The organism is Clostridium sp. CTA-1 (assembly GCF_054768215.1).
On sequence record NZ_BAAAAP010000003.1, the window covers coordinates 52,838 to 78,782 of the forward strand.

A 25,945-nucleotide genomic window follows, 5' to 3' on the forward strand; every position below is an offset into this window, starting at 1 on the left:
AGGAGGTATACTGTGAATTTTAACGAAAAAACTGTTATAATAACAGGAGGAGCTCAAAGTTTAGGAGAATATATTGCTTATAGCTTTGCTGAAAAAGGTGCTAATATAGTAATTGCAGATATAGATTATGAACAGGCTAACAAAGTATCTCAAAATATAATAGATAAATATAAAGTAAGATCTATAGCAGTTAAAGTTGATGTATGTAAAGAAGAAGAAGTTAAAAATCTTATAAAAAATACAATAGATAATTTTAGAAAAATAGATATTTTAATTTGTAATGCTGGAGTAGTTTATAGTACAAAGATTACTGAGCTGCCTAAAGAAAAATGGGATAATATATTAAATGTAAATTTAACAGGGTATTTTTTATGTGCAAAAGAGGCTGCAAAGGAGATGATAAAAAGAAAGCAAGGAGTTATTATCGAGATAAACTCTAAATCAGGTAAAAAAGGAAGTTTGCATAATTGTGCTTATTCTGCATCAAAATTTGGAGCTATAGGTTTAACTCAGAGTTTAGCATTAGATTTAGCAGAGGATGGAATAAGAGTTAATGCAGTTTGCCCAGGTAATTTATTAGACTCACCTATGTGGAAAAATGGTCTATATGAACAATATGCCAAAAAATTAAATATACCTAAAGAAAAAGTTAGACAAGCTTATATAGATAAGGTACCTTTAAAAAGAGGCTGCACTTATGAGGATGTAAGTAATTTAGTATTATTTTTAAGTTCGAAAGAAGCTTCATATATGACTGGACAGGCTGTAAACGTTACGGGTGGGCAAGAAATGAGATAAAATATATTTTTAGGAGATAAATTATGTTAAATACAATAATTTTTGATATGGATGGGGTAATAATAGACACAGAACCTTTATCCTTTGAGACTAGTAAAATTTTATTAAAAATGTATGATAAAGATTATACTGAAGATTTTCATAACTCTTGCATGGGTCTAAGTATGATTGAAGTAATAAGAAGAACAATAAGCAATTATGATTTAGAAGAAGACGAAAATGAATTGCTAGAAAAGAGAAATAAATTATACACAAAAATAGCTTTAGAAAAACTAGAACCTATAAATGGCGTATATGAATTATTAGATTATATAAAAGAATTAAATATTAAATGTGCAATAGCAACAGGTAGTAATAGAGAAATAGCAGAGATTTTGCTAAAAAAATTAGGAATAATTGATTACTTTCAGTTTATTTTACCGGGGGATGAGATGGAAAAATCAAAACCAGATCCTTGGCCTTATTTAGAAGCTATGAAAAGATTAGGTTCCTCTAGTGAAGAAACAATTATTATGGAAGATTCTATAAATGGAATAAAATCAGCTATAGCTGCAGGATGTAAGGTTATCGCAATAAATAGTATATGGAAAGATGAAAGCACAAAAGAAATAATATCCTTTGAAAGAGATTTAAAGGGAGCTAAAAATGTAATAGAAAATTTAATAAAATAACAAAGGGGGACGATTTATATGTTAATATTTTTAGACACAGCTAATATAGATTCTATAAAACATATAAATGATATTTATCCATTAGATGGAGTTACAACTAATCCTACTATAATATCAAAAGAAAAAAAAGATTTTATATGTATACTAAAAGAAATAAGAAACATCATAGGCAAAGAAAAAATGCTTCATGTTCAAGTGGTAGGATCTAAAACAGAAGAGATGATAGAGGAAGCTATATATTTAAATGAAAAAATCGGTGGTAATTTGTATATAAAAATACCAGTAACTGAGCAAGGTATAAAAGCTATGAAGGAACTTAGTAAAAAAGGATATAAGATCACAGCTACTGCAATATTTACAGCTCAACAAGCATTAATGGCAGCAAAGGCAGGAGCAGAATTTGTAGCGCCTTATGTAAATAGAATAGATAATTTAATGGCAGATGGCATTAAAGTTGTTTCTGACATAGTAAGTATATTTGAAATTTATAATATTAATTCTAAGGTTTTAGCTGCTAGTTTTAAAAATACAGAACAAATCCATAATGCTTGCTTAAAGGGAGCTCATAGTGTAACTGTAAATGAAGATTTAATAAAGCAATTAATATATCATCCATCTACAGATTTAAGTGTAGATAATTTTATAAAAGACTGGGAAATGCAATATGGTAAAAATACAAAAACTAATGAGGTATAACATAAAATAATATTTTAATAGTAATATATAATTTGAGCTTCTTATTATAGCTACAGCATTAAGTGTCTTTGTTATATATCTATTTATAATGTAAGGAAGAACTATTATTAAAATTATAAGAGGATTTTCCTTAAAAAATTAAATATAACTATAAATTGAATAAAAATATAATATAATATTCATAAAAAATTAAGTTAACAAATAAAAATGAACATGCTATAATGTATTAGGAAGAAAGTTAAAAGAGTTATGAAAGCGCCAGAACTTAAGTGCTTATAGTAGATTAGCAGCTGAGTAAGTTCCACTAGCCAAATTAAAAATTTGGAGTAATAGATTAAATTCAGCTTGACATCTGAGTAAGCTCTACTAGTCAAATTGAAAGTTTGGAGTATATAGAGGAAACTTAGATTAAAATCTGAGTAAGTTCCACTGACCAAATTGAAAATTTGGAGTGTCACTTAAGTTGACGAGGATATAGGAGTATCGAAATTTCGGCGGATATCCTATGGGATCTCACAGCCCTAAAAGCTATAATAAAAGTTAGAAGTGATTCTAATTACAAAAAAGCTTTAGTGAGGACTTTCTTCTTAAATTATTAATATAATCTAAGGAGGATTTTTTTATGTGCGGAATAGTAGGATATGTAGGATTTAGAAAGGCAAGCGATGTAATTGTAGATGGATTAACAAAGCTAGAGTATAGAGGGTATGATTCTGCAGGAATCGCTGTTAATGATGGAAAGGAAATAGAATTCCAAAAGTACAAAGGTAGATTAAATGTTTTAAGTGAAAATTTAGAAAGTAAGCCTATGGAGGGAACTATAGGAATAGGTCATACAAGATGGGCTACTCATGGAGTGCCATCTGATGTGAATTCACATCCACATTTAAATATGGATGAAACAATTGCAGTAGTTCATAATGGTATAATTGAAAATTATATGGAAATAAAAGAATGGTTGGTTTCTGAAGGCGTGAAATTTAAATCAGAAACAGATACTGAAGTAATAGCCCATTTAGTTGACCATTATTATGAAGGGGATTTACTACAAGCAGTATTTAAGGCTATAAAAAAATTAAGAGGGGCTTATGCATTAGGAGTTGTTTGCAAAGATAACCCAGAACAATTAGTAGCTGTAAGAAAAGATAGTCCATTAATAGTAGGAATTGGAGAAAACGAAAACTTTATTGCGTCAGATGTACCAGCTATTTTAAAATATACTAGAGATGTGTATTTCTTAGATAATGGAGAAGTAGTTACTTTAGAAAAAAATAAAGTAACAATTTACAATGAAAAAGAAGAAAAAATTACAAAAGAACCTTTCCATGTAATGTGGGATGTAGAAGCAGCTTCTAAAGGTGGATATGATCACTTCATGATAAAAGAAATAAATGAACAACCAAATGGTATAAAAGAAACTTTAGTTAGAAGATTAGATGAGAATGGTAAAATAAAATTAGATGATATAAAACTAACAAAAGAAGATCTAGATGAAATAAATAAAGTTTATATAGTTGCTTGCGGAACTGCATACAATGCAGGAATAACAGGAAGATATGCTATTGAAAGATTTGCAAAGATAGCTGTAGAAACAGATGTAGCTTCAGAATTTAGATATAGAAATCCATTTATAGATGACAAAACATTAATTATTGTTGTAAGTCAATCTGGAGAAACAGCAGATACTTTAGCAGTTGTAAGAGAAGGAAAAGAAAAAGGCGCTAGAGTTTTAGCTATTACTAATGTTGTAGGATCCTCTATAGCTAGAGAAGCAGATGATGTATTTTATACTTGGGCAGGACCTGAAGTAGCAGTTGCATCAACTAAAGCATATACAACTCAACTTGTAGCATTATATATGATTGCATTAGATATGGGTATAAAAAGGGGAACAATAACTGAAGAATTTTATAATGATATAATAAATGAATTAAAACTTATACCTGAAAAAGTACAAAAAATACTTGATCAACATGATGAAATAAAAGAAATAGCAAAAGAGATAAAAGACAATGAACATGCATTTTATATAGGAAGAGGATTAGATTATAATCTTTCATTAGAAGGTTCATTAAAGATAAAAGAAATATCTTACATGCATGCAGAAGCTTTTGCTGCTGGTGAATTAAAACATGGTACTATAGCTCTTATTGAAGAAAATACACCAGTAGTAGCTACAATGACTCAAACAGATTTATTTGAAAAAAGTATTTCTAATATAAAAGAAGTTAAATCAAGAGGAGCACATGTTATTGCTATAACTCAAGAAGGAAATAAAGAAGCAGAGCAAGTAGGGGATAGAGTAATTTATATACCAAGAACAAATGATATATTACAAAGTATTATTGCAGTAGTACCTCATCAATTATTAGCATATTATGTAGCAATATTAAAAGATCGTGATGTAGATAAGCCAAGAAACTTAGCTAAATCAGTTACAGTTGAATAAAAAAGCTTTTTATAAAGTTATTTATGGTTTGCTAATTTGAAATCAGAGATTTTCCATGAAAATTCCAGTAAAAATAAAATTTTTACTGGAATTTTATTTTTTACGCTTACTTAAATAGGTAAGTCCTAAAAATAGATATATTTTTTCCCCACAAAAAGTTTTAATAAATAATTTCCGGTTTTATTTTTAACACTCCAAGTACATATAACATAATATAATATGGAATGTATTAGTTTCAGGAGTGGAGTGAATTGTATGAGAAATAAATATATATGTAAGAATGCTATTTCTTACATAAAAGGGGGTCCTTTATACCCTAAAGTTGAAGGATTTGTATTATTTCAAGATGTCCCTGGTGGTACTGCAGTATATGTAAACATTACAGGACTTCCAGATTATCAGCCTGCAAAAGGAGAAAAAGCTCCTATTGGACCACATGGATTTCATATTCACCAATTTGGAAATTGTAATGTAGGATCACCTGAAGACCCATTTAAAGATGCAGGTGAACATTGGAATCCTACAAATCAACCACATGGAAATCATGCAGGAGATTTTCCAGTTTTGTTTTCAAATAATGGAAAATCCATTATGTGGTTTTTTACTAATAAATTTAAGGTGCAAGATATTATCGGAAAGTCTATAATTATTCATGAAAATCCAGATGATTATAGATCTCAACCATCCGGAAATTCTGGTAAAAGGATTGCATGTGGAATAATAAATCCTTATAATTGGTGCATACCATATTTATGGTAATATAAGTACAGATTTACATTACAAAAAAGATAATTCAAGGAAAATAAACTTGTTAAAGTATAAAAAGGTTATTAAAAAATAAGAAGAGAAAATCAGAAGATTACTTCTGGTTTTCTTTTTTTATGAAATTAATTTTATAAATATTATTGACCTTCACGTAACGTAAAATAATAATATTATATTTAGCGAGGAGATGATTAAATGTCAATATTTAATATGGAAAAAGTAACATGGAAAGACATTCATAATCTTGACAAAGATAAGTCAGCTGTTTTTGTTGCATTAAGCCCAATTGAAGAACATGGACCGCACTTACCATTGGGCACAGATTATATTTCAGCAAAGGATTTATTAAAAGCTGTAATAGATAATCTTGAGAAACAAAATAATGCATATAATTATATTATCCATCCATCGTTTCCCATAGGTTATAATGAATGTGTAATGAATTATCCAGGGACTATATCATTTAAATCAAAAACCATAGAAAATATAGTCGTAGATTTGGGTGAGTCAATTAGTAGAGCAGGATTTAAAAAAATGGTAATAGTTAATCATCATTTAGATTTAGGGCATATAAAGGTTATCGAAAATGCAAAAGATATACTTAATAAAGAGTGTTCTCTTAAGGTTTTAGAGGTAGCAAGTAGTATAATATATTCACAAAGTGCAAAAGAGAAAGTTAAAATTGTAAAGAATGATTTAAACATGGAAAGAGAAATACATGCAGATGTGAGAGAAACTTCATTTATGTTATTTAAACATCCAGAATTAGTGAAAGAATGTTATAGTAATTTAGAACCTGTTTATATGAATATGAAAGAATTTATAAAAAGTGGTGAAAGATGTTGGAGAGAATGTGGAATGGAAGAAGGTTATATAGGTTCTCCAGCAAAAGGAAATAAAGAAAAAGGTAAAGTACAATTCGAGGATATGATAAAAAATACAGTTGAATTAATATTTAAATTTCTCCAATATGGATATGTGCCAGAACTTTCAAAGGAAATAAAGATTGCTATGAATTATATGATTTTGAGGTGAATAAATATATGTACACAATTGGACAGTTAGCATTAATATTAAAAGTATCAACACGAACCCTTAGACATTATGACGATATTGATTTATTAAAGCCGTATTGTATTAATGAAGAAAATGGTTATAGATATTATGGGCAAGAGCAACTTAGTTTAGCTAAAAATATAATAAAACTTAAAGGTTATGGATTGGCTCTTGAAGAAATAAAAGAAATAATAGCTAATAGTAATATAAATAGGCATGAAATTATAAAAAAGAGATTAAAGATTATAGAAAGTGAAATAGCTCGCTTAACAGTAATGAAAGATAATTTATATAAAATGTTAAAAGAAAATAAAGTAATTAAAAGCAAGGAATTTAATTATAAAATACATGAAGTTGAAATTGCTCAATTAGATAATATAAATGTAATAAGTAAAAGATGCACAATTAATACTAAAGATATAGCAAAGGTTGTGGGTTCTCTTTATGAATTAATAAATAAGAATGGATTAAGAATAAAAGGGCCGCATATAGTAAAATATTTTGAAAAGGAATATGATCCTGAAAATGCAGATGTTGAGATATGTATTCCAATAGAACCTCGAAAAGAAGGAAAACTAAATATTCATATTATACCAAAGGGAAGATATGTAACTTCAACAGCTAATTCTATAGGTGAAAAGGGAGATGTTTATGAAAGCATAATAAATTGGATCCAAGATAATAATTATAAAATTAATGGGAATCCTTTTGAAGAATATAATGTTAATTATGAAACTGGATTATTTAATATAAATATATACTATCCTATTGAGGATTAATAAAAAAATTAGCTATAGAGGCAAGAATTTATAAAAATCTAAAGAATACATACCTATAGATAGTAGAAATATAAGAAAATTAAATCAGAATGAAATAGAATTATATTTAAAAAAATAATAAAAACTAAAAAGAGAGTGTAAAATAAAATTCTGTTAAAAACATAGTTGTTTTTAACAGAATTTTATTTTATTTATTTCATTCATATAAGTATATAATTTAATTATTGAGGATTGTACATGCCTTTACTTTCCATATATTTATAAATAGCCTCTCCATGTTGTTGTTCTTCTTCTTGAATGTGATTTAAAACATTTCTAATATTAGGATCTCTAAATTCAAATATAGCTGTATCATAAGTTGAAGATACATATTTTTCTGTAGCTAAAAGGTCAGTGCATAAGTCAGCATCATTTTTACTTTCTAACCCAGTTCCTGTACCAGGTTGCATTTGAGAGTTTTGTTGTTGTTGATTATTTTGCTGTGAATTAACATTTGGAATCTGACCACTTAAAAGTTGATTTATGCTGTTTAAATGCTCTTGTTCCTCCTGTGCATTGTTTAAAAATATTTGTTTTAGTTGAGGATCATTTGATTGATTTGCATAATTTGTGTATTTTTTAATACACAATTCTTCATGACTTTTTTGATCCTGTAAAAGTAATTGTTCTTTTTGAGTTAAATTTGTCATAATAAACACCTCCTACATTTATCATTTATTTCTAAGCTTAAAATTATTCATATTTTAAAGAAATAATTTAGGGGTAGGATAGAGTTCTTATACTATATTAATAAAATAGGTGTATAGAAGTAAAAACTTTTATACACCTATCTTATATAAATTGTTTAGTTAAGCTTTTTTCTCGTGATTTTTATTCCATTTTTTTTGTATAGCATCTACAATCATTGCTACAGCTTGATCTCCAGAGACATTGCAAGCAGTACCAAAGCTATCTTGAGCAATGTATAGAGCAATCATTAAACCAAGTAAAGCTTCATTAAAGCCTAATATAGATTTAAGTATGCCAAGAGCCGCCATTACTGCACCTCCAGGGACACCAGGAGCTGCTACCATAGTTACACCTAACATAGCTATAAATCCAGCCATCTGAGACATACTTATAGGCATACCGTTTAACATCATAACAGCTAGTGCACATATAGTTAAAGTAATAGTACTTCCTGACAAGTGAACAGTTGCACATAAAGGAATAACAAAATCTCGTATACCTTTACTAATTCCTATTTGTTCTGAACATTGAATATTAATAGGAATAGTTGCAGCAGAAGATTGAGTTCCTAAAGCAGTAAGATATCCTTTAATTTGGATTTTTAATGATTTGAAAGGATTTTTACCAGCAATAGATCCACCTACTGAGAATTGGAAAATTAGTATAATCCAATGTAAAATAAGTATAATTATAAATACCTTCCAGAATACTTTTAAAACAGTTGATACTTCACCAGTATAAGCTAAGTTAGCGAATATACCTAATATGTGAAGTGGAAGCAGCGGTATAACAACATTTTCAATAACTTTTGTTATTATTTCTTGGAATCCCACAGCTACATCTTTTAAAGTTTTATTTTGTATTTTTGCAATACCTAATCCTAATATAAAAGCAAATATAAGTGCAGTCATAACGTCCATCATTGGTGGAATTTTGACTTCAAAGAAAGGGTCCAAAGCCTTTTTTGCTTTTTCTACATGGGTAGCACTAGTAATAATTGATGGTAATAATGTTTTACCAACTAATAAAGCAGAAAACCCAGATATTAATGTAAATAAATAAGCTAAACCAACAGTAATTCCCAATAGCTTACCAGCACCTTGTCCAAGTTCAGCGATACCAGCAACAATGAATCCCAGAATTATTAAAGGTATAAGAAATCCTAGAAATTCTCCAAATATGGAACTAAAAGTTCTAAATATGCGTACCACAGGAACAGGTGTAAAGCTTCCTATTAGAATACCTAAAATAATGGCTATAATAATTTTGGGTATTAATCCTAATTTTTTCATTGATATTCTCCTCCTTTTTATATATTTAAGTGATTAATATTAAATTAATACAATTATTAATTATTATATAATAATATGTAATTAATTTTAAAAATATATATGATATTAGTAAATATTAAAATTGCATTTTAAAATAAGGATAGTGATTTAAAAAGATATGGATATAGATTTCAAACAATGTTATTATTGTTTGAATATTAGGAAAAGTATACCATATGTATAGATCCATTGCAATTATACTAAAGGAAATAATTTGAAGATTTTTATTAGTGTATGTGTATTAAAGAAAGTTGAAAGTTAGATATATAATAAAATGAATAAGGGTACTTAAAAACTAAATTTATATTCAAAAAATACAAAGGGGATATTGAAAATCATTTTCAGTATGTGGCATAATATAAGTAGTTTTTACAAAAACTATTATCGCGGCTAAGAATATAGTATTAGGAGGAAGAAATGGCTAAGATAAGAGATCCAAGATTTAAGTTATCTAGAAGATTGGGAGTAAATATTTATGGACATCCTAAGGCTATGAAAAGAGCCACAAGAGAAAACAGTAGGGAAGGTAAAAAATTATCAAATTATGGTAAACAACTTTTAGAGAAACAAAAGATAAGATCCTACTATGGAGTTTTAGAAAAGCAATTTTTAAGATATGTTAAAAAAGCTATGAAAAGTAAAGAAAGAACTGGAGACGTTTTACTAAGAAGCCTAGAATGTAGATTAGACAATATAGTATATAGAATAGGATTTGCTAATTCTATAAGACAAGCTAGACAAATGGTGAATCATGGACATATATTAGTTAATGGTAGCAAAGTCAACATACCATCCTATGGAGTAAAAACAGGAGATGTAATAACTCTAAGGGAGAAGTATAGAAAAAATGATGAGTTTGCTGATAATTTCTTAGCTTTAAAAAAATTTACTCTACCATATATAGAAAAGGATTATGATAAATTTTCAGGTGTATTAATTAAAGAACCTGAAAGAGATGAAATACCAATAGATGCAAATGAAACTCTAGTAGTAGAATTATATTCTAAATAGAAAAGAACAAATTAATATTAGAAATAACACACAACTTAAAAACAACTTTATACACAATTAAAAATAACACACAGCTTAAAAAGGACTTTGTACACAATTAAAAATAACACACAACTTAAAACTAACTTTATACACAATTAAAAAATAACACACAACTTAAAACTAACTTTATACATCAATTTAAAAACTATATAAAATTTATGTGTAACACAAAAATTATTTAATACAAACTTTATACAAGAGGTATGCCATATGGATAACAAATATAATAATCTTTTCTATTGGGAAAATTTGCTGGTAGAAAGAGAGAACATCTGGAGTGGAAATTTTAAAGATATACCTATAAGCCAAAAATCTCTTTTTATTAACACTACCATAATAGATTATGAAAAAAATATTTTTGATAATAATTGGGCTGTATATCCAGATGTAAAATCCCTTTTGGGGTTCATACAATATATATTTATACCTACAGTTTTCTTTTGTTATGTAAATAATACAAGTGACGAGATAGTTACTCCTATAGCTTTTAAAGAAGAATTGCTAGAAGAAATAAAAACATTATGTAAAAATGAAAGTTCTATAATTGAAATAGAATATTTTATTAATAAAGCATATAATTTATCTGAATTAAGCGAATACCAGCTTATAGATGAATTGAAAAAGTATTGCTTAGAGTTTAATAGGAAATGGGAAGAAAAGACTAAAATATTTCATATTAGTATATATTCTAGTGGCAAAGAAATAATAGAAAAAATTTCAAAAGAAGAAAATTTCTTAGAAGTTATAGAGGAAGATATAGGTATGTCTATAAATACCTTGAAAGAAATCACAAAAGATTTACAGTATAACTTATTTATGAAAAGTAACTTTATAAAAATTTTGAATAACCAAATAGGTTGTATAATTTAATAATCTCATAATAAAAGTATAAAAATAAAGGATTAGTTTATTCTAGTCCTTTATTTTTTATAAGATTAACTATTTATATTTTTTTATAATTTTATTTAAGGAGTCTATAGTATAGGTAATTTCTTCCTTTGTATTAAAATGTCCAAAGCTAAATCGAACAGTGCCCTGTGGAAATGTATTCAATGTTTTATGAGCAGAAGGAGCACAGTGCAATCCGCATCTGGTCATTATATTATATCTATTAGATAAATCTAAAGAAACTTCAGCATTATCTATTTTACTAAAATCTAAAGAAACTACAGAGGTTCTGTTATTTATATCATTTAATCCAACTAATCTTACATCATCTAAATTTAGAATATCTTCTATAAAAAGTTTTGTTAAAAACAATTCTTTTTCTCTAATATAACTTAAGGACTTTTGTTTTATATATTTTAAGGCTGCATTTAGTCCATAAATTCCAGGTATATTCATAGTACCGCTTTCATACTTGTCTGGCATATAGTTTGGTTGAGTCTCATATTCTGAAAGGCTTCCTGTACCACCTTCAATAAAAGGGTGAACTTTAGGAATTAAAGAGTCTTTTATTACAAACCCTCCAATACCCTGTGGACCTAAAAGACCTTTATGCCCAGTAAATGCTATTGCATCTGCTCTTGTTTTTTCAAAATCAATATTTAAAAATCCAGCGGTTTGAGCAGAGTCTATTATAAAAATTAGATTGTTTTTTTTACACAATTTACCTATTTCTTCTAAAGGCAATATAGTTCCACATACATTAGAAGAATTAGTCATAATAACAGCTTTAGTATTAGACTTTATTTTTTTTGTTATATGATTAACATTAAGTTGTCCAAATATATCACAGGAAACTTTAGAAATTTCTATACCATTTTTAATTAAGGAGTTTAAGGGTCGCATAACTGCATTATGTTCCATAGAAGAAACAATAACATGGTCTCCGGTTTGTAATAAACCTTTAATTAATAAGTTTAAACTTTCAGTTATATTTTTAGCAAATACAACGTTCTCTGGTTTATTAAAATTAAATAAAGAACATATCAATTCTCTTGTTTCAAATACTATATTTTCAGCAGCTAAAGAAGAAGTATAAACCCCTCTATTCACATTACATCCTATATTTTTTATATAATTTAGCATGTTTTCCCCCACATTAGGTGCTTTAGGGAAAGAAGTTGCACTATTGTCTAAATAAATACCATTCATAATTATTTTCACCCCTATATTAAAAAATTATATAAAATCATAATTATAAAATTTTACTATAGTTATTTTCTTTTCTATAGAAAAGACTTATTTAACTAAATATGAAATATTTGTTAAAATGAAATTGGCATATAACATTAATTTAATTTTAATATTAACAAATAAAAAGGAGGCTGTAAATAATGGACAGTAAAAAAGGCATTATATTTACTGGTGCTGTGGTAGGAATTATAGCAGTACTTTTAGTTTATTTTGGTAATCCTGTAAATATGGGGTTTTGTATTGCATGTTTTGTAAGAGATATAGCAGGAGCTGTAGGACTACATAGAGCACCTATAGTTCAATATATAAGACCAGAAATTATAGGAATGGTTATAGGGGCTTTTATAATGGCTCTTTCTAAAAATGAATTTGATGCTAGAGGCGGATCATCACCCTTTATCAGATTTAGTTTAGGCTTTATAGTTATGGTAGGAGCTTTAATGTTTTTAGGATGTCCTTTAAGGATGGTTTTAAGACTTGCAGGAGGAGACTTAAATGCAATAATGGGACTTATAGGTTTTGCTGTGGGTATAATTATTGGTATTGCATTCTTAAACAAAGGATTTAGTTTAAAAAGAAATTATAAATTAAATAAATCAGAAGGATATTTATTTCTAATAGTAAATATAGGTTTATTTATATTATTAGTTGCATCACCAGCTTTTATATTCTTTAGTAAAAAAGGGCCTGGTGCAGCACATGCTCCTATAGCAATTGCATTGATAGCAGGATTAATTGTAGGGATTTTAGCTCAAAGAACAAGATTATGTATGGTAGGCGGAATTAGAGATTTAATAATGTTTAAAGATAATTATTTAATTTCAGGATTTGTATCCATATTTGTATTTGCCCTTATAGGAAATTTAATTATAGGAAAGTTTAAACTAGGATTTGTAGGACAGCCTGTTGCCCATACAAATGCTTTATGGAATTTTCTAGGTATGGTTCTTGCTGGTTGGGGATCTGTACTTTTAGGAGGATGTCCTATGAGACAACTTATACTTTCAGCAGAAGGAAATATAGATTCAGTTATAACAGTTTTAGGCATGTTAGTGGGAGCTGCATTTTGTCATAATTTTAGTTTAGCAGCTAGTCCAAAGGGGGCTACAGCAAATGGTAAAATAGCTGTAATAATAGGCTTTATATTAGTTTGTGCTATTTCATATATAAATATAGAAAAAAATGAAAAAGTAAAAGTGAAGGGGGATGTTAGTGTTGGTTCAAATTGATGCTAGAGGAGTATCTTGTCCACAACCGGTTCTTATGACTAAAAAAGCTTTGGCAAACAATAAAGAAGGTATTAATGTAATTGTAGATAATATGACTGCTAGAGGGAATGTAGAAAGATTTATGAAAAATTCTGGTTATAAAGTTACTATAGAAGAAAAAGAAGATGACTTTATTTTATCTGCAAGGAAGTAATGATTATGGAATATATAGCAAGTTTTTTTACTCATTCTGGTGCTATAAAGTATAGTAGATTTTTGAATAAATTAAATATAAATAATCAAACTATACCAGTGCCTAGGAAGTTAAGCTCTAATTGTGGTATAGGGGTTAAATTTAATTATGAGGATAATTTAAATAATATATTGGCAGAAGATATAGAAAAATTATTTTCTGTAAAAAATGGACAATATGAGTGTATATATTGTGCTGAATAGTTAACAGAATTTCAATGTGTTATATAAAAATAAATTTTAGATAGATAAAGTAATTTCACGCACTTATAAAACAATTAACTATGAAATAACAAAGAGCTATGAATTGGTAAATATCATATTAGCAATTCGTAGCTTTTCAATTTTATAATTAAAGCTATATTTAGAGGATCATTTTTATTGTATATTTTTGAAATAAATCTTTAATTTTTAAATATACTAACTAATATTACTTTATATAGTATATAATTGTATTAAAAATACTAAAAGGAGTTAGTGCTTTGAATAAAAATCTTTTTAAAATTATACCTAAGGGTATAAAAGAATTAACAAACAGATTTTTAGAGGATGAAGTATTAGCATTATCCTCACAGTTGGCCTATGCTTTGATTATATCAGTATTTCCTTTTTTAATGTTTGTAATAACATTAATAGGATACTTGCCTATACATAGTGAAGACTTATTATTAGGATTAAAAGAGATAATACCAAGCAATGCTTATTTATTATTAAAAAATACTATAGAAGAAATTATTTATACTCAAAATGGAAATTTACTTTCTTTCAGTATAATATTTACTATTTGGACTGCTTCAGCTGGTTTTAGAGCTGTAGTAAGAGGATTAAATAAGGCTTATGATGTAAAAGAAAGAAGATCCTTTGTAAAAGTTCAAATCATGACTATTTTTTGTACATTAGGTATGGCATTTGTACTTGTTATGAGCATTTTTTTATTAGTATTTGGAAGGACTATAGGCAGGACTTTAGTTTATAAGCTAGGCTTTTCATGGGAGTTTAATAGGATATGGAATTTAATAAGATATACAATAATGATAGGAGTAACTATATTTATATTAGCTGCATTATATTACTATACTCCTAGTAAAAGATTAAGATGGAGAGATGTATTACCTGGATCTATATTTGCTACAATAGCTTGGATAATTGCTTCTATGGGCTTTTCTTTTTATGTAGATAATTTTAATAATTACTCTAGATTGTATGGTAGTATAGGAGCGGTTATTGTTTTTTTAGTGTGGTTATACTTAACATCCATAATAGTTATTACAGGAGGAGAAATAAATGCATTATTAGTGTCAAGTAGAGAAAAAGATTTAAAAAACAAAAATTATTTATAAAAATGTATTGATTAAACAAATTTTTTAATATATAATTATTATTAAATTAAATACGGATTCTTATCCAGAGAGGTGGAGGGACTGGCCCTATGAAACCCGGCAACCACTAAGGTATTTTATTACCTTAAACGGTGCTAATTCCAGCAGGTTAAACCTGGTAGATAAGATATAGAGGAAATGAACTTCTTGTGTTATCTGCAAGAAGTTTTTTTATTTATATGTAATAAAAAACTTTAGAGGATAAGAACAAAATAGAATATATAGAAAATAATATATTTGTTATATAAAAATAGGAGGGATAATATTGGAAAGAAGAGAAATTAGTAAAGGAAGTCCAATAGCACTGTTACCATTATTAATATTTTTAGTAGTTTATGTTTTCATTGGAGTTATATCAAGGGATTTTTATGCTGTACCTATGAGTGTACCGTTTTTAATAGCAGCTATGAGTTCATTATTAATGAACAGAAAAGAAACTTTATCAAAAAAAATAGATGTATTTTGTGAGGGATCAGGTGATTCAAATATAATTTTGATGTGTTTAATATTTATATTAGCAGGTGCTTTTGCACAGGTTGCCAAAGATATAGGCGCTGTAGATTCAACAGTTAATTTAGGGCTTAGCATACTTCCAAGTAATATATTAATAGCAGGAGTTTTTGTTATAGCTTGTTTTATATCCTTATCTATAGGAAGCTCTATGGGAACTATAGTAGCTCTAGCACCCATGGCAGTGGGAATATCACAAAAAACAGGAATAATTTTGGGATTAACAGTAGGAGCTGTTATAAGTGGAGCTATGTTTGGAGATAATTTATCTATGATATCTGATACTACTATAGCGGCATCTAGAACTCAAGGTTGCGATTTAAAAGATAAATTTAAAACCAATTTCTTTATTGTATTGCCAGCGGCAATAATAACAGCAATAATATTTAGTGTAATAACAGCTAATAAAGGTACTGTACTAGATGAAAATTATTCTTATTCATTGGTAAAAGTTTTACCTTACCTATCTGTTTTAGTAGCAGCATTGCTTGGTGGCAACGTAATAATTATACTATGCGGTGGAATTGTTTTTTCAGCGGTTATAGGTTTATATTTTGGAACATTTAATATAGTAGGCTTATTCCAGTCCATAGGCAAAGGGATTGGTGGAATGACAGAGTTAGTTATAATATCTTTGATAATAGGTGGAATGGTAGAGGTAATAAAATATAATGGGGGAATAGATTTCCTATTAAATTTAATAAAAAGTAAAGTAAAGAGCAAAAGAGGTGCAGAACTAGGTATTGCTTTGTTAGTGAGTGTTGTTGATATATGTACAGCTAATAATACTATAGCTATAGTAATGGCTGGACCAATAGCTAAAGATATAGCAGATAAATATGATGTAGATCCAAGAAAAAGTGCCAGTTTACTAGATACATTTTCATGCTTTTGCCAAGGAATAATTCCTTATGGTGCTCAATTGTTAGCAGCAGCAGGAATTGCTAAGATATCACCTTTTGCTATAATGCAATATCTTTATTATCCATATTTAATGGGTATATGTGCATTAATAGCTATAATTGTAGGGTTGCCTAAATTTAAAAGTGTTACAAAAGTAGCTGAGGAAAATATAGGATAATAATTAAATATATTACCAGTAAAATGATAACACAAAATAAACTTTATAGAAATAAAGTAAAATTGTGTTATTCTTTTTTATTGGAAGTAATAATAATTAATTTAAACAATTAAAATAGTACCAATATTAGGTTTTAATTTCAATAAGATGAATTTAAAATATATTTTTAGTTTAAATTTCGACAATAAATATCATTAAGAAGTCTGAAAATTCCTATAATTGGTTATTCATATTGCGAATAAGAAAAAAATATATCATAAATGAAAATTAAAATACTAAATTGTCAATTTAAATAATAAGAAAATACTAAATACATTTCATTAAATGACATATTTTTGTGTGCAACCTATGTTAGCATATTAATAAAGTTATTTTGTTGGCAGGGGGATAGTATTATGGAAGTGGTATTGGAAAATCTTATTAAAGGTCAAAACTTAGAAGACAAGGAGTATATATATTATTACAAACTTATAAAAAGTGATTTGTATATTTCTTGGCAAGAGGAAGACATAAAAGTTCAATCCTATGGGATAGAAATAATAAGAAAGGATTTTCAAAAAGAGCAACTTACAAATTCGGAAAGCAATAACATAAGACATATAAGTCCTCATAGATATAAAGTACATAATTTACTAAAAATGCTTTATGAACAAACAGTTTCACCTATTCATCTCATAGACATAATTGGAGAGTATGCAGATGAATATGTAGTTGATTATGAAAATGTATTAAAAAATGCATCTTCTATGTGTAAATGAAATAATTATATATAATTTATAAGGATAAATAGTAATAGATTTTAACTATTTATCCTTTATTTTTATTATGAAACAAACAAATTATTAAATTTGTCTTTTTTTACTTATAAATAGTTTGTTATATAATATAACTTAAGGAAGTGATGATAATTTGATCTACGGTATTGGAACAGATATTATTGAAATTAGAAGAATAGAAAAAGCCATAACTAGAAATAAAAACTTTACAAATAAATTATTTACCAAAGATGAGATGGACCTTTGGGAAAAGAAAAATTTTAAGCTAGAGTTTATAGCAGGAAGATTTGCAGCAAAGGAGGCTGTATCTAAGGCTTTAGGCACTGGAATTAGAGATTTTAATTTTAAAGATATAGAAATAACAAATGATGAACTAGGGAAACCACAGGTTATTTTAAAACCAAAAGCTGAAGATATAATAAGAAAAATATCAAAATCCCATAAATTTCATTTGAGCATATCCCATGAAAAAGAGTATGCTATAGCTTATGCTTTATTGGAGGTATTTATATGAGAATAACTTCTTCAGAAAATTTTAGAAAAGTGGACAATTATTCTATAGAAAATATAGGTATACCGAGTATTGTGCTAATGGAAAATGCAGCATTAAAGGTTGTATCTAATATAGACTTACAATTAAATAATAGATTTGTTATAGTCTGTGGAAAAGGTAACAATGGGGGAGATGGATTAGCTGTAGCAAGACATTTATATTGTTCAAATAAAGAAGTAGAAGTATTTATAATTGAGAAGAGTAAAAGTAGTACTAAGGATTTTGAAATAAATTATAATATATTAAAAAATATGAATTTAAATATTAAGACTATAAGGGATTATGAAGATTTAGATTATTTAAGAGATAGTATAATCAAAAGTGATATGACTGTGGATGCTATTTTTGGTATAGGACTTAGTAGAAAAATAGAGGGAATATATAAGGATACTATATCTGTAATAAATGAAAATAGTAAAAGTACACTGGCTATAGATATACCTTCTGGATTAAATGCTAATACAGGTGAAGTAGAAGGGGTTTGTATAGAGGCCAATATAACAGTTTCTTTTGAAATGTACAAAGAAGGATTTTTAACTTATGATAGGGATAAATATTTAGGAAATATTATTATTGAAAGCATAGGAATTCCTAGGGAAGTTTTAGATTTATTTTCTAATGATTCTTATATTATTGATAAGTATATGTTTAAAAATAATTTTAAAGAAAGAAATAAATATGCACATAAGGGCGATTTTGGGAAGGTATTACTTATAGCTGGAAGTAAAGGATTCTCAGGAGCAGCTTACCTATGCACAGAAGCAGCAGTTAAAAGTGGAACAGGACTTGTAACTTTGGCTACATCTAATGATATTCAAAATATACTAAGCTCTAAATTAGAGGAAGCTATGACTATAAATTATGAGAATTATGAAGACGTTAAAAATATTATGAAAAAAAGCAATTGTATAGCAATAGGTCCAGGCATGGGTAAAAATAATAACACAGAGGAACTGTTAAGAAAAATAATAAGGGATTATAATGGAACCATGGTTATAGATGCTGATGGTATAAATGTTTTAGAAAACAATTTAGACATAATAAAAAATGCAAAAGGCAAAATAGTTTTAACTCCACATTTGGGCGAATTTTCAAGAATAACAGGTTATGGCATAGATTATATTAAAAAAAATAGATTGAAATTAGCTAAAGAATTTGCTAAAGAGAATAAAATTATATTACTTTTAAAAGGATACAATACCATAATTACAAATGGGGAAGAAGTATTTGTAAATTCTACAGGTAATAGTGCTATGGCATCTGGAGGTATGGGAGACTGCTTAACAGGAATAATAGTATCTTTTATAGCTCAGGGATATAATCTCGTAGAAGCTACTTGCCTTGCAGCATATTTGCATGGGTACTGTGGTGAAAAATTATCTTTAAAAATGTTTTGTGTAAATGCCACTCATGTATTAGACTATATACCTTTTGCTATAAAGGAATTACAGAATATACAATCAAATTAATATGTTATTCAGCTTAAAAATTTTCTAATAGTGTAGGTGAAATGTATAATTAGATTAAAGAATACAACTAATTTAATGAGGCTTATTTTAAGTAATATAAAAGTATTTTGTAAGGACCTAGTAATATATAAATGAAAATAAGAATAATATTATTAATGAAATAAGAAGCGAATATTTAGGAGGCCTTACATGAAAAAATTATTTGTATTATGTTCAGCTATCGCAATAGTTTTAGCTACATTTTTATTTATACATTTCAATAAAAATAGTGAGTACGGAGATAGTATAGATTATTTGAAAAATTTGGAAAGTTATAGTTGTGATGTAGATATAAATATAAAAAACAAAAAACAAACAATTCAGTATAAAGGAAAGCAATTTTATAATAAGGAATTAGGCTATAGATTTGAATTAAATAAAGATAGAATATTATTATACACAAATAATAAAATATTTGTTAAGGATTTGGCTAATGGAGTAAAGTATAATAAAGATAAAGAGTTTGATAAATTTTATAGATTAACATTTATAGGGGAGTATATTTGTCTTTTATATACTAATGAGGAGATAAAAGTTGATTTAAGAGATGAAGGAAACTCTAAATATGAGGTTATAACATTAACTATACCAGGAAATAACAGGAATGCAGTAAAAGCGGAATTATTTGTAGAAGATGAAAAAAATATTCCTAAAAAATTAATAATATATGATAGTAAAAATAATGAAAGTGCAGTTATAAATTATACAAATTTTATACCAAATAGTAATTTGGATAAAAAATTATTTAATCCAGATAGCTTATAAAATTTATTTTAGAAAGCAGGGAAGATTTTGTTTAGAAATTTAAGAGCAGTATGGGCAGAAATTGATCTAGATAATTTACAGCATAACTTAAAAGAAATAAAAAAAATATGTGGAAATAAAGAAATAATAGGGGTTATAAAGGCTAATGCATATGGACATGGAGCCATGGAGATAGCCCCTACTCTTTTAGCAAATGGAGTAAGTAGGTTAGCAGTAGCAGTTTTAAGTGAGGCTATGGAGCTTAGAATGAGTGGAGTAAAGGAGCCCATTATGATACTAGGTTATACACCATGGGCTTTAGGGGATATGCTTTTAGATAATGATATAGAACAATCTGTATATTCTTATAACGATGCTTTAGAACTATCCAGAATAGCGGTGCTAAAAAGAAAAATATTAAAAATACATATAGTAGTAGATACGGGTATGGGGAGAATTGGTTTTTTACCTACAAAAGAAAGTGTAGAAAATGTATATAAAATAAGTAAGTTGCCTAATATTAAAATAGAAGGAGTGTTTTCTCATTTTTCTTCTGCAGACGAGTTAGACAAAGATTATACACTGTATCAAATGAATAAGTATAATCAATTTATAAATAAATTAGAAGAGAAAAATATTCAGGTACCTATAAAGCATATTGCTAATAGCGCAGCTATAATAGATTTAGAAAGTACTCACTTAGATGCAGTAAGAGCAGGTATTATAATGTATGGATATTATCCATCTAATTATGTATTAACAAATAATACAAAGTTAAAACCAGTAATGTCTTTAAAAACTAGTATAGTACACATAAAAAAAGTATCTTCAGGAGAATATATAAGCTATGGCAGAACTTTCAAAACAGAGAAAGAAAGCATAATAGCTACTTTACCTATAGGCTATGCAGATGGATATAATAGATTATTAAGCAATAAAGGAAAAGTCATAGTTAATGGTAAACTTGCTCCAGTGATAGGAAGAGTCTGTATGGATCAATGTATGATAGATGTAACCTCTATAGAAGATTTAAAAGTTGGAGATGTGGTTACAATTATGGGAGAAGAGAGTGGAGTAAGTTATACTGCAGAGGATATAGCATCAGAAATAGGCACTATAAGTTACGAAGTTATATGTAATGTAAATAAGAGAGTGCCTAGAGTATATAAGAAAGATGGTAAAATTATAAATGTAGTAAATTACATATAAAATTTATATAAAAGCATATTTATATGCAATTTACATAATAATACATAATTGTATTAAAATAAACTTTGACATTGAAATTCCTAAAACTTTATAATTAAATTATAGGTATTACATAGCCTTATTAGGAGGTATTATTTTATGGCGGATAAAAAGAAGGTAGTTATAAATCTTCCCAATACACTTTATAATGAAATAAATGAAATAATAAAAAAAGATTCCCAAAAAAGAAGTGAATTTTTTAGGGAAGCTATAATACTATATATTGAGGAGAGAAAAAAGCAAATAAAATTGGATGAAATGAAAAAAGGTTATATAGAAATGGCAAATATAAATAGAGACTATGCAGAACAGGGATTTGAACAAGATGTAAAAGATTTAAAAAACTATGAAGCTATGCTTTCGGAGAGTGATTTTCCAAATGACACAACAGATAGTAAAAAGAGGAGATATATTTTATGCTGATCTAAGTCCTGTAGTAGGTTCAGAGCAAGGCGGAATAAGGCCGGTTATAGTTATACAAAATAATGTAGGAAATAAATATAGTCCCACAGTAATAATTGCAGCAATAACTTCACAAATAAATAAGGCTAAACTACCAACCCATGTAGAAATATCCTCAGAGGATTATGGATTAAATAAAGATTCAGTAGTATTGCTAGAACAAATAAGGACTTTAGATAAGAGAAGATTAAAAGAAAAAATAGGTCATATGACAGATGAAGATATGAAAAAAGTTGATACTGCTATTTTAGTTAGTATGGCTTTGAATTAAATAGGATAAGGGTTTTTTACCCTTATCTTTTTTTGATTTTATATTATATTTTAATAGAATAAAGAAGATAATTATAAAAAATATTTTTGATTAATTAAGAATATATACATAAGAAAGTTATAGTTTGTTAATATATTTATATATAGCCCAAAATACTGGTTTAATATATAGCTTTTTGCACCTATATATTAAAATTAATTTTTATGTTACAATAATATAGTAAATAAGGGTAATTAAAAAATACTTGGAGGTAAAAATATGAAGAAGAACATAGAAGAGCTACAAGATATAGCTAAAGTTATTAGAAAAGACATAGTTTCAATGTTAACTGAATCTGCTTCTGGACATCCAGGAGGTTCTTTATCAGCAGTAGAGATATTGACTGCTTTATATTTTAATGATATGAATGTAGACCCTACTAATCCTAGGGATTTAAATAGGGACAGATTTGTTCTTTCTAAAGGGCATGCTGCTCCAGTATTATATAGTACTTTAGCAAGAAGAGGATTTTTTAATCCAGAAGAGCTAAAAACTTTAAGAAAAATCGGATCAATATTACAAGGTCATCCAAATATGAATGATGTTCCAGGTGTAGATATGTCAACAGGTTCTTTAGGTCAAGGAATATCAACAGCAGTAGGCATGGCTTTAGCGGGAAAACTTGATGAAAGAGATTACAGGGTATATGCCCTACTTGGGGACGGAGAATTAGAGGAAGGACAAGTTTGGGAAGCAACTATGGCAGCAGCTCATTACAAATTAGATAATTTGACTGCTTTTGTAGACTATAATGGATTACAAATAGATGGTCCTTGTAGTGAAGTTATGTCAGCAGAACCTATAGCAGATAAATTTAAAGCTTTTAATTGGAATGTTATAGAAATAGATGGTCATGATTTTAATGCTATATTAAATGCTATAGAAAGCGCAAAAAATACTAAAGAAAGACCAACTATGATAGTATGTAAAACTATAAAGGGTAAAGGTGTTTCTTTTATGGAAAATGAAGCTGGATGGCATGGTAAAGCACCAAGTGTAGAAGAATGTGAAAAAGCTATATGTGAAATCGGAGGTGACAAATAATGGGAGTTAAAATAGCTACAAGAGAAGCATACGGAAAAACATTAGCTAAATTAGCAGAAGAAAATTCAAAGGTAGTGGTTTTGGATGCAGACCTTTCAAAATCTACTAAAACTGCTGACTTTAAAAAAGTTTGTCCAGAAAGATTTATAAACGTAGGTATAGCAGAAGGTAATATGATGGGAATAGCTGCAGGACTATCAACTTGTGGTAAAATTCCTTTTGCTAGTACATTTGCAATGTTTGCTACAGGAAGAGCTTTTGAACAAATAAGAAATTCAATATGTTATCCAAACTTAAATGTTAAAGTATGCGCAACACATGCAGGAGTTACAGTAGGAGAAGATGGAGCTTCTCATCAATCTGTTGAAGATATATCATTAATGAGAAGTATACCAAATATGACTGTTATTTGCCCAAGTGATGCAGTAGAAACAGAAGCGGCTATAAGAGCTGTAGCAGAATATAATGGACCATGTTATGTAAGATTAGGAAGATCAGGAGTTCCAGTTATAAATGATAACAAAGAGTATAAATTTGAAATAGGAAAAGGAATAAAGTTAAGAGAAGGAAAAGAAGCTACTATAATAGCTACAGGAATAATGGTAGATGCAGCCCTACAAGCTTATAATATATTAGCTGAAGAGGGTATAAAGGTAAATGTTATAAACATACATACCATAAAACCTATAGATAAAGATATTATTGTAGATGCTGCAAGGAAAACTGGAGTAGTAATTACAGCAGAAGAACATAGCATAATAGGTGGATTAGGATCAGCTGTATGTGAAGTTTTAAGTGAAAATCATCCAGCACCAGTTTTAAGAGTAGGAATAAAGGATACCTTTGGTGAAAGTGGTAAACCTGCAGAGCTATTAAAAAAATATGAATTAATATCAGAAGATATAGTAAAGGCTGTAAAAAAAGGATTAAAATTAAAATAGTGATTTTTTATTAAAAAGGGTTGGTACCTTACCTTCCCTTTTGTATTGCTAAAATTAAAGGAAGGATATGATATGAAATATTATTTAAAGGATATATTATATAGTTTAAAATTATCCTTTTATCTATTTTTTGTAAGCTTTGCAATAGGTTGCTTCATAGGTGTTATATTTCCTAATAGATCCTTTTATGTTATATTTTTATGGGGATGTAGAGTATCTCAATATGTAGCTATTTTTGGTATGGCTATAGCAGGTATATCTTTTACTAAAGAGGAACTTTTAAGACCGCTGCATCATGAAAAACAATGGAAAAGCTATTTTAAAAAATTAAATTTATCCTTTGTAATATTATTAATGAGCATATTTTCATTGATGATATCGTATACAGTTCAGCGCTTATTTTTAAGAATTATAATTAAATGATTATTAGATTAATATTTTAAATTGGAATAATAATTATTTATGCATATATTTGATTTATTACACCTTTTTACAGAAGGTGTAATTTCATGTGAAAATTATATATAAAAATAAAATAGGGGGGTTTTTATGAAAAATAATAGATTTAAAGAGTACTTATTTATAACTATTGGAGTTTTCTTAGTAGCTACATCAGTAGTTTTTTTCTTTCAACCTAACAATATAGCGGCAGGAGGAACTACAGGAATTGCTATAATTATAAATAGTTTTTTTCCTTCATTACCAGTAGGTCTACTTATGTTAATAATGGAAGTTTTTTTGTACACAATAGCATTTATAGTTATAGGAAATAAGTTTGGTGCAAAAACAATTTATTCTGGATGTACGTTAGCAGCTATTATATGGATATTAGAAAAATTAGATCTTATGGGTGGAAAGGCCGTTACAAATGACTTACTTTTGGCTTCATTATTTGGAGTTTTTATATCAGCTATTGGAATGGGCATAGTGTTTAATCAAAATGCTTCTACTGGGGGGACGGATATATTAGCAAAAATTATAAATAAATTTTTTCATATAGAAATAGGAAAAGCTTTGTTGATGGTAGACTTTTTAGTAACTCTTTTTGCAGCGGCATCCTTTGGAGTAGAAAAGGGTATGTATGCTCTTTTGTGCGTGGTTATAAATGGATTTACTATAGATGCAGTGATAGAAGGACTTAATATGTCAAAGCAAATAATGATAATAAGTAAAAAAAATAAAGAAATAAGCGAGTTTATAATACAAAAACTTGAAAGAGGCTGCACATTATTTCATGGTAAAGGTGTATATAGCGATGAAGCTACTTATATCCTCTATACGGTTTTAAGTAGAAAAGAATTCATAAAATTAAAACAACATATAAAGGAAGTGGATAGTAAAGCCTTTATAACTGTAAGTGATGCTCATGAGGTTCTAGGAGAAGGTTTTAAAGATATAATTGAAGAAGCTTAGTAAATTATAGGAAGATGTTTGTATTATTTACAAACATCTTTTTATATTTT

28 protein-coding genes and 1 riboswitch are annotated in these 25,945 nt (G+C 27.8%); of the genes, 25 read left to right on the plus strand and 3 right to left on the minus strand.

Translation table 11 applies throughout. The features are described 5' to 3' along the window. The first annotated feature begins 12 nt into the window (after positions 1-12). The 7 genes from srlD (at position 13) to ACYUEW_RS03170 (ending at position 7,214) form a co-directional block, all read left to right on the plus strand. Positions 13-798, plus strand: coding sequence for a sorbitol-6-phosphate dehydrogenase (gene srlD, locus ACYUEW_RS03140; protein ID WP_003483015.1), 786 nt, complete (start codon positions 13-15; stop codon positions 796-798). Positions 799-821: 23 nt separating this feature from the next. Continuing rightward, entirely contained in the window at positions 822-1,469 is a 648-nt protein-coding gene (locus ACYUEW_RS03145) for an HAD family hydrolase (protein ID WP_460276206.1), read from the plus strand. An 18-nt stretch (positions 1,470-1,487) separates the two neighbouring features. After that, entirely contained in the window at positions 1,488-2,165 is a 678-nt protein-coding gene (locus ACYUEW_RS03150) for a fructose-6-phosphate aldolase (RefSeq protein ID WP_003483017.1), read from the plus strand. Positions 2,166-2,787: 622 nt separating this feature from the next. After that, the gene (gene glmS / locus ACYUEW_RS03155; protein WP_003483018.1) at positions 2,788-4,614 is read left to right on the plus strand and encodes a glutamine--fructose-6-phosphate transaminase (isomerizing); all 1,827 of its coding nucleotides are present in this window, start codon (positions 2,788-2,790) and stop codon (positions 4,612-4,614) included. 255 nt (positions 4,615-4,869) lie between these two features. Then, a complete protein-coding gene (locus tag ACYUEW_RS03160) occupies positions 4,870-5,373 on the plus strand; it encodes a superoxide dismutase family protein (RefSeq protein WP_042384112.1) in 504 nt (167 codons plus the stop codon). A 201-nt stretch (positions 5,374-5,574) separates the two neighbouring features. After that, a complete protein-coding gene (locus tag ACYUEW_RS03165) occupies positions 5,575-6,414 on the plus strand; it encodes a creatininase family protein (RefSeq protein ID WP_003483020.1) in 840 nt (279 codons plus the stop codon). 8 nt (positions 6,415-6,422) lie between these two features. Then, positions 6,423-7,214 carry a MerR family transcriptional regulator gene (locus tag ACYUEW_RS03170; protein WP_003483024.1) on the plus strand — a complete coding sequence of 264 codons (792 nt, stop codon included), beginning with the start codon at positions 6,423-6,425 and terminating at the stop codon, positions 7,212-7,214. Positions 7,215-7,435: 221 nt separating this feature from the next. On the opposite strand, the gene ACYUEW_RS03175 is transcribed toward ACYUEW_RS03170, so the two are convergent. Further along, on the minus strand, positions 7,436-7,903 hold the full coding sequence (locus ACYUEW_RS03175) for a demethoxyubiquinone hydroxylase family protein (RefSeq protein WP_460276207.1): 468 nt from the start codon (positions 7,901-7,903) through the stop codon (positions 7,436-7,438). Positions 7,904-8,062: 159 nt separating this feature from the next. Continuing rightward, positions 8,063-9,235: a dicarboxylate/amino acid:cation symporter gene (locus ACYUEW_RS03180; protein WP_003483027.1), complete on the minus strand. Its 1,173-nt coding sequence runs from the start codon at positions 9,233-9,235 to the stop codon at positions 8,063-8,065. A gap of 456 nt (positions 9,236-9,691) precedes the next feature. Here ACYUEW_RS03180 and rpsD point away from each other — a divergent pair, with 456 nt between their 5' ends. Next, a complete protein-coding gene (gene rpsD, locus ACYUEW_RS03185) occupies positions 9,692-10,285 on the plus strand; it encodes a 30S ribosomal protein S4 (protein ID WP_003483029.1) in 594 nt (197 codons plus the stop codon). Positions 10,286-10,537: 252 nt separating this feature from the next. Next, a complete protein-coding gene (locus ACYUEW_RS03190; protein ID WP_003483030.1) occupies positions 10,538-11,197 on the plus strand; it encodes a hypothetical protein in 660 nt (219 codons plus the stop codon). 69 nt (positions 11,198-11,266) lie between these two features. On the opposite strand, the gene ACYUEW_RS03195 is transcribed toward ACYUEW_RS03190, so the two are convergent. After that, positions 11,267-12,424 (minus strand): aminotransferase class V-fold PLP-dependent enzyme, encoded by a 1,158-nt coding sequence (locus ACYUEW_RS03195; RefSeq protein WP_460276208.1) that lies wholly within the window; start codon positions 12,422-12,424, stop codon positions 11,267-11,269. Between the two features lie 182 nt (positions 12,425-12,606). On the opposite strand from ACYUEW_RS03195, the gene yedE reads away from it, so the two are divergent. The 16 genes from yedE to ACYUEW_RS03275 all read left to right on the plus strand — a co-directional run bounded on the left by yedE (position 12,607) and on the right by ACYUEW_RS03275 (position 25,895). Further along, on the plus strand, positions 12,607-13,695 hold the full coding sequence (gene yedE / locus ACYUEW_RS03200) for a YedE family putative selenium transporter (protein ID WP_460276209.1): 1,089 nt from the start codon (positions 12,607-12,609) through the stop codon (positions 13,693-13,695). After that, positions 13,673-13,888, plus strand: a complete 216-nt coding sequence (locus ACYUEW_RS03205) for a sulfurtransferase TusA family protein (RefSeq protein WP_003483036.1) — start codon at positions 13,673-13,675, stop codon at positions 13,886-13,888. Before yedE ends, ACYUEW_RS03205 begins: the two co-directional genes overlap by 23 nt. Positions 13,889-13,893: 5 nt before the next feature. After that, positions 13,894-14,130, plus strand: coding sequence for a DUF3343 domain-containing protein (locus ACYUEW_RS03210; RefSeq protein ID WP_042384120.1), 237 nt, complete (start codon positions 13,894-13,896; stop codon positions 14,128-14,130). Between the two features lie 278 nt (positions 14,131-14,408). Further along, entirely contained in the window at positions 14,409-15,266 is an 858-nt protein-coding gene (locus ACYUEW_RS03215) for a YihY/virulence factor BrkB family protein (RefSeq protein ID WP_003483038.1), read from the plus strand. A gap of 57 nt (positions 15,267-15,323) precedes the next feature. After that, a riboswitch (SAM riboswitch) is annotated at positions 15,324-15,434 on the plus strand. Between the two features lie 136 nt (positions 15,435-15,570). Continuing rightward, positions 15,571-16,896 carry a Na+/H+ antiporter NhaC family protein gene (locus tag ACYUEW_RS03220; RefSeq protein ID WP_003483040.1) on the plus strand — a complete coding sequence of 442 codons (1,326 nt, stop codon included), beginning with the start codon at positions 15,571-15,573 and terminating at the stop codon, positions 16,894-16,896. A 395-nt stretch (positions 16,897-17,291) separates the two neighbouring features. Further along, the gene (locus ACYUEW_RS03225) at positions 17,292-17,654 is read left to right on the plus strand and encodes a DUF6514 family protein (RefSeq protein ID WP_003483043.1); all 363 of its coding nucleotides are present in this window, start codon (positions 17,292-17,294) and stop codon (positions 17,652-17,654) included. 151 nt (positions 17,655-17,805) lie between these two features. Further along, positions 17,806-18,186, plus strand: a complete 381-nt coding sequence (gene acpS, locus ACYUEW_RS03230; protein WP_003483045.1) for a holo-ACP synthase — start codon at positions 17,806-17,808, stop codon at positions 18,184-18,186. Beyond that, positions 18,183-19,694 (plus strand): bifunctional ADP-dependent NAD(P)H-hydrate dehydratase/NAD(P)H-hydrate epimerase, encoded by a 1,512-nt coding sequence (locus tag ACYUEW_RS03235; RefSeq protein WP_003483047.1) that lies wholly within the window; start codon positions 18,183-18,185, stop codon positions 19,692-19,694. Before acpS ends, ACYUEW_RS03235 begins: the two co-directional genes overlap by 4 nt. Before the next feature lie 189 nt (positions 19,695-19,883). Continuing rightward, a complete protein-coding gene (locus ACYUEW_RS03240) occupies positions 19,884-20,498 on the plus strand; it encodes a germination lipoprotein GerS-related protein (protein WP_003483048.1) in 615 nt (204 codons plus the stop codon). 27 nt (positions 20,499-20,525) lie between these two features. After that, the gene (alr, locus tag ACYUEW_RS03245; RefSeq protein ID WP_003483052.1) at positions 20,526-21,686 is read left to right on the plus strand and encodes an alanine racemase; all 1,161 of its coding nucleotides are present in this window, start codon (positions 20,526-20,528) and stop codon (positions 21,684-21,686) included. A gap of 138 nt (positions 21,687-21,824) precedes the next feature. Then, positions 21,825-22,148, plus strand: a complete 324-nt coding sequence (locus ACYUEW_RS03250; protein ID WP_003483054.1) for a CopG family ribbon-helix-helix protein — start codon at positions 21,825-21,827, stop codon at positions 22,146-22,148. Continuing rightward, entirely contained in the window at positions 22,105-22,458 is a 354-nt protein-coding gene (locus tag ACYUEW_RS03255; RefSeq protein ID WP_003483056.1) for a type II toxin-antitoxin system PemK/MazF family toxin, read from the plus strand. Before ACYUEW_RS03250 ends, ACYUEW_RS03255 begins: the two co-directional genes overlap by 44 nt. Positions 22,459-22,716: 258 nt before the next feature. Next, positions 22,717-23,541, plus strand: coding sequence for a transketolase (locus tag ACYUEW_RS03260; protein WP_003483058.1), 825 nt, complete (start codon positions 22,717-22,719; stop codon positions 23,539-23,541). Beyond that, the gene (locus ACYUEW_RS03265) at positions 23,541-24,482 is read left to right on the plus strand and encodes a transketolase family protein (RefSeq protein WP_460276210.1); all 942 of its coding nucleotides are present in this window, start codon (positions 23,541-23,543) and stop codon (positions 24,480-24,482) included. Before ACYUEW_RS03260 ends, ACYUEW_RS03265 begins: the two co-directional genes overlap by 1 nt. A 72-nt stretch (positions 24,483-24,554) precedes the next feature. After that, a complete protein-coding gene (locus tag ACYUEW_RS03270; RefSeq protein WP_042384124.1) occupies positions 24,555-24,905 on the plus strand; it encodes a hypothetical protein in 351 nt (116 codons plus the stop codon). A gap of 126 nt (positions 24,906-25,031) precedes the next feature. After that, entirely contained in the window at positions 25,032-25,895 is an 864-nt protein-coding gene (locus ACYUEW_RS03275; protein WP_003483064.1) for a YitT family protein, read from the plus strand. The last annotated feature ends 50 nt before the right edge of the window (positions 25,896-25,945 follow it).

Excerpts from the sequence above, each read along its gene's own strand:
- ACYUEW_RS03145 (WP_460276206.1), top strand. The coding sequence starts at position 822 with ATGTTAAATACAATAATTTTTGATATGGATGGGGTAATAATAGACACA.
- ACYUEW_RS03150 (WP_003483017.1), top strand. The coding sequence starts at position 1,488 with ATGTTAATATTTTTAGACACAGCTAATATAGATTCTATAAAACATATA.
- glmS (WP_003483018.1), top strand. The coding sequence starts at position 2,788 with ATGTGCGGAATAGTAGGATATGTAGGATTTAGAAAGGCAAGCGATGTA.
- ACYUEW_RS03160 (WP_042384112.1), top strand. The coding sequence starts at position 4,870 with ATGAGAAATAAATATATATGTAAGAATGCTATTTCTTACATAAAAGGG.
- ACYUEW_RS03165 (WP_003483020.1), top strand. The coding sequence starts at position 5,575 with ATGTCAATATTTAATATGGAAAAAGTAACATGGAAAGACATTCATAAT.
- ACYUEW_RS03170 (WP_003483024.1), top strand. The coding sequence starts at position 6,423 with ATGTACACAATTGGACAGTTAGCATTAATATTAAAAGTATCAACACGA.
- ACYUEW_RS03175 (WP_460276207.1), bottom strand. The coding sequence starts at position 7,903 with ATGACAAATTTAACTCAAAAAGAACAATTACTTTTACAGGATCAAAAA.
- ACYUEW_RS03180 (WP_003483027.1), bottom strand. The coding sequence starts at position 9,235 with ATGAAAAAATTAGGATTAATACCCAAAATTATTATAGCCATTATTTTA.
- rpsD (WP_003483029.1), top strand. The coding sequence starts at position 9,692 with ATGGCTAAGATAAGAGATCCAAGATTTAAGTTATCTAGAAGATTGGGA.
- ACYUEW_RS03190 (WP_003483030.1), top strand. The coding sequence starts at position 10,538 with ATGGATAACAAATATAATAATCTTTTCTATTGGGAAAATTTGCTGGTA.
- ACYUEW_RS03195 (WP_460276208.1), bottom strand. The coding sequence starts at position 12,424 with ATGAATGGTATTTATTTAGACAATAGTGCAACTTCTTTCCCTAAAGCA.
- yedE (WP_460276209.1), top strand. The coding sequence starts at position 12,607 with ATGGACAGTAAAAAAGGCATTATATTTACTGGTGCTGTGGTAGGAATT.
- ACYUEW_RS03205 (WP_003483036.1), top strand. The coding sequence starts at position 13,673 with ATGTTAGTGTTGGTTCAAATTGATGCTAGAGGAGTATCTTGTCCACAA.
- ACYUEW_RS03210 (WP_042384120.1), top strand. The coding sequence starts at position 13,894 with ATGGAATATATAGCAAGTTTTTTTACTCATTCTGGTGCTATAAAGTAT.
- ACYUEW_RS03225 (WP_003483043.1), top strand. The coding sequence starts at position 17,292 with ATGGAAGTGGTATTGGAAAATCTTATTAAAGGTCAAAACTTAGAAGAC.
- ACYUEW_RS03235 (WP_003483047.1), top strand. The coding sequence starts at position 18,183 with ATGAGAATAACTTCTTCAGAAAATTTTAGAAAAGTGGACAATTATTCT.
- ACYUEW_RS03240 (WP_003483048.1), top strand. The coding sequence starts at position 19,884 with ATGAAAAAATTATTTGTATTATGTTCAGCTATCGCAATAGTTTTAGCT.
- ACYUEW_RS03250 (WP_003483054.1), top strand. The coding sequence starts at position 21,825 with ATGGCGGATAAAAAGAAGGTAGTTATAAATCTTCCCAATACACTTTAT.
- ACYUEW_RS03255 (WP_003483056.1), top strand. The coding sequence starts at position 22,105 with ATGACACAACAGATAGTAAAAAGAGGAGATATATTTTATGCTGATCTA.
- ACYUEW_RS03260 (WP_003483058.1), top strand. The coding sequence starts at position 22,717 with ATGAAGAAGAACATAGAAGAGCTACAAGATATAGCTAAAGTTATTAGA.
- ACYUEW_RS03265 (WP_460276210.1), top strand. The coding sequence starts at position 23,541 with ATGGGAGTTAAAATAGCTACAAGAGAAGCATACGGAAAAACATTAGCT.
- ACYUEW_RS03270 (WP_042384124.1), top strand. The coding sequence starts at position 24,555 with ATGAAATATTATTTAAAGGATATATTATATAGTTTAAAATTATCCTTT.
- ACYUEW_RS03275 (WP_003483064.1), top strand. The coding sequence starts at position 25,032 with ATGAAAAATAATAGATTTAAAGAGTACTTATTTATAACTATTGGAGTT.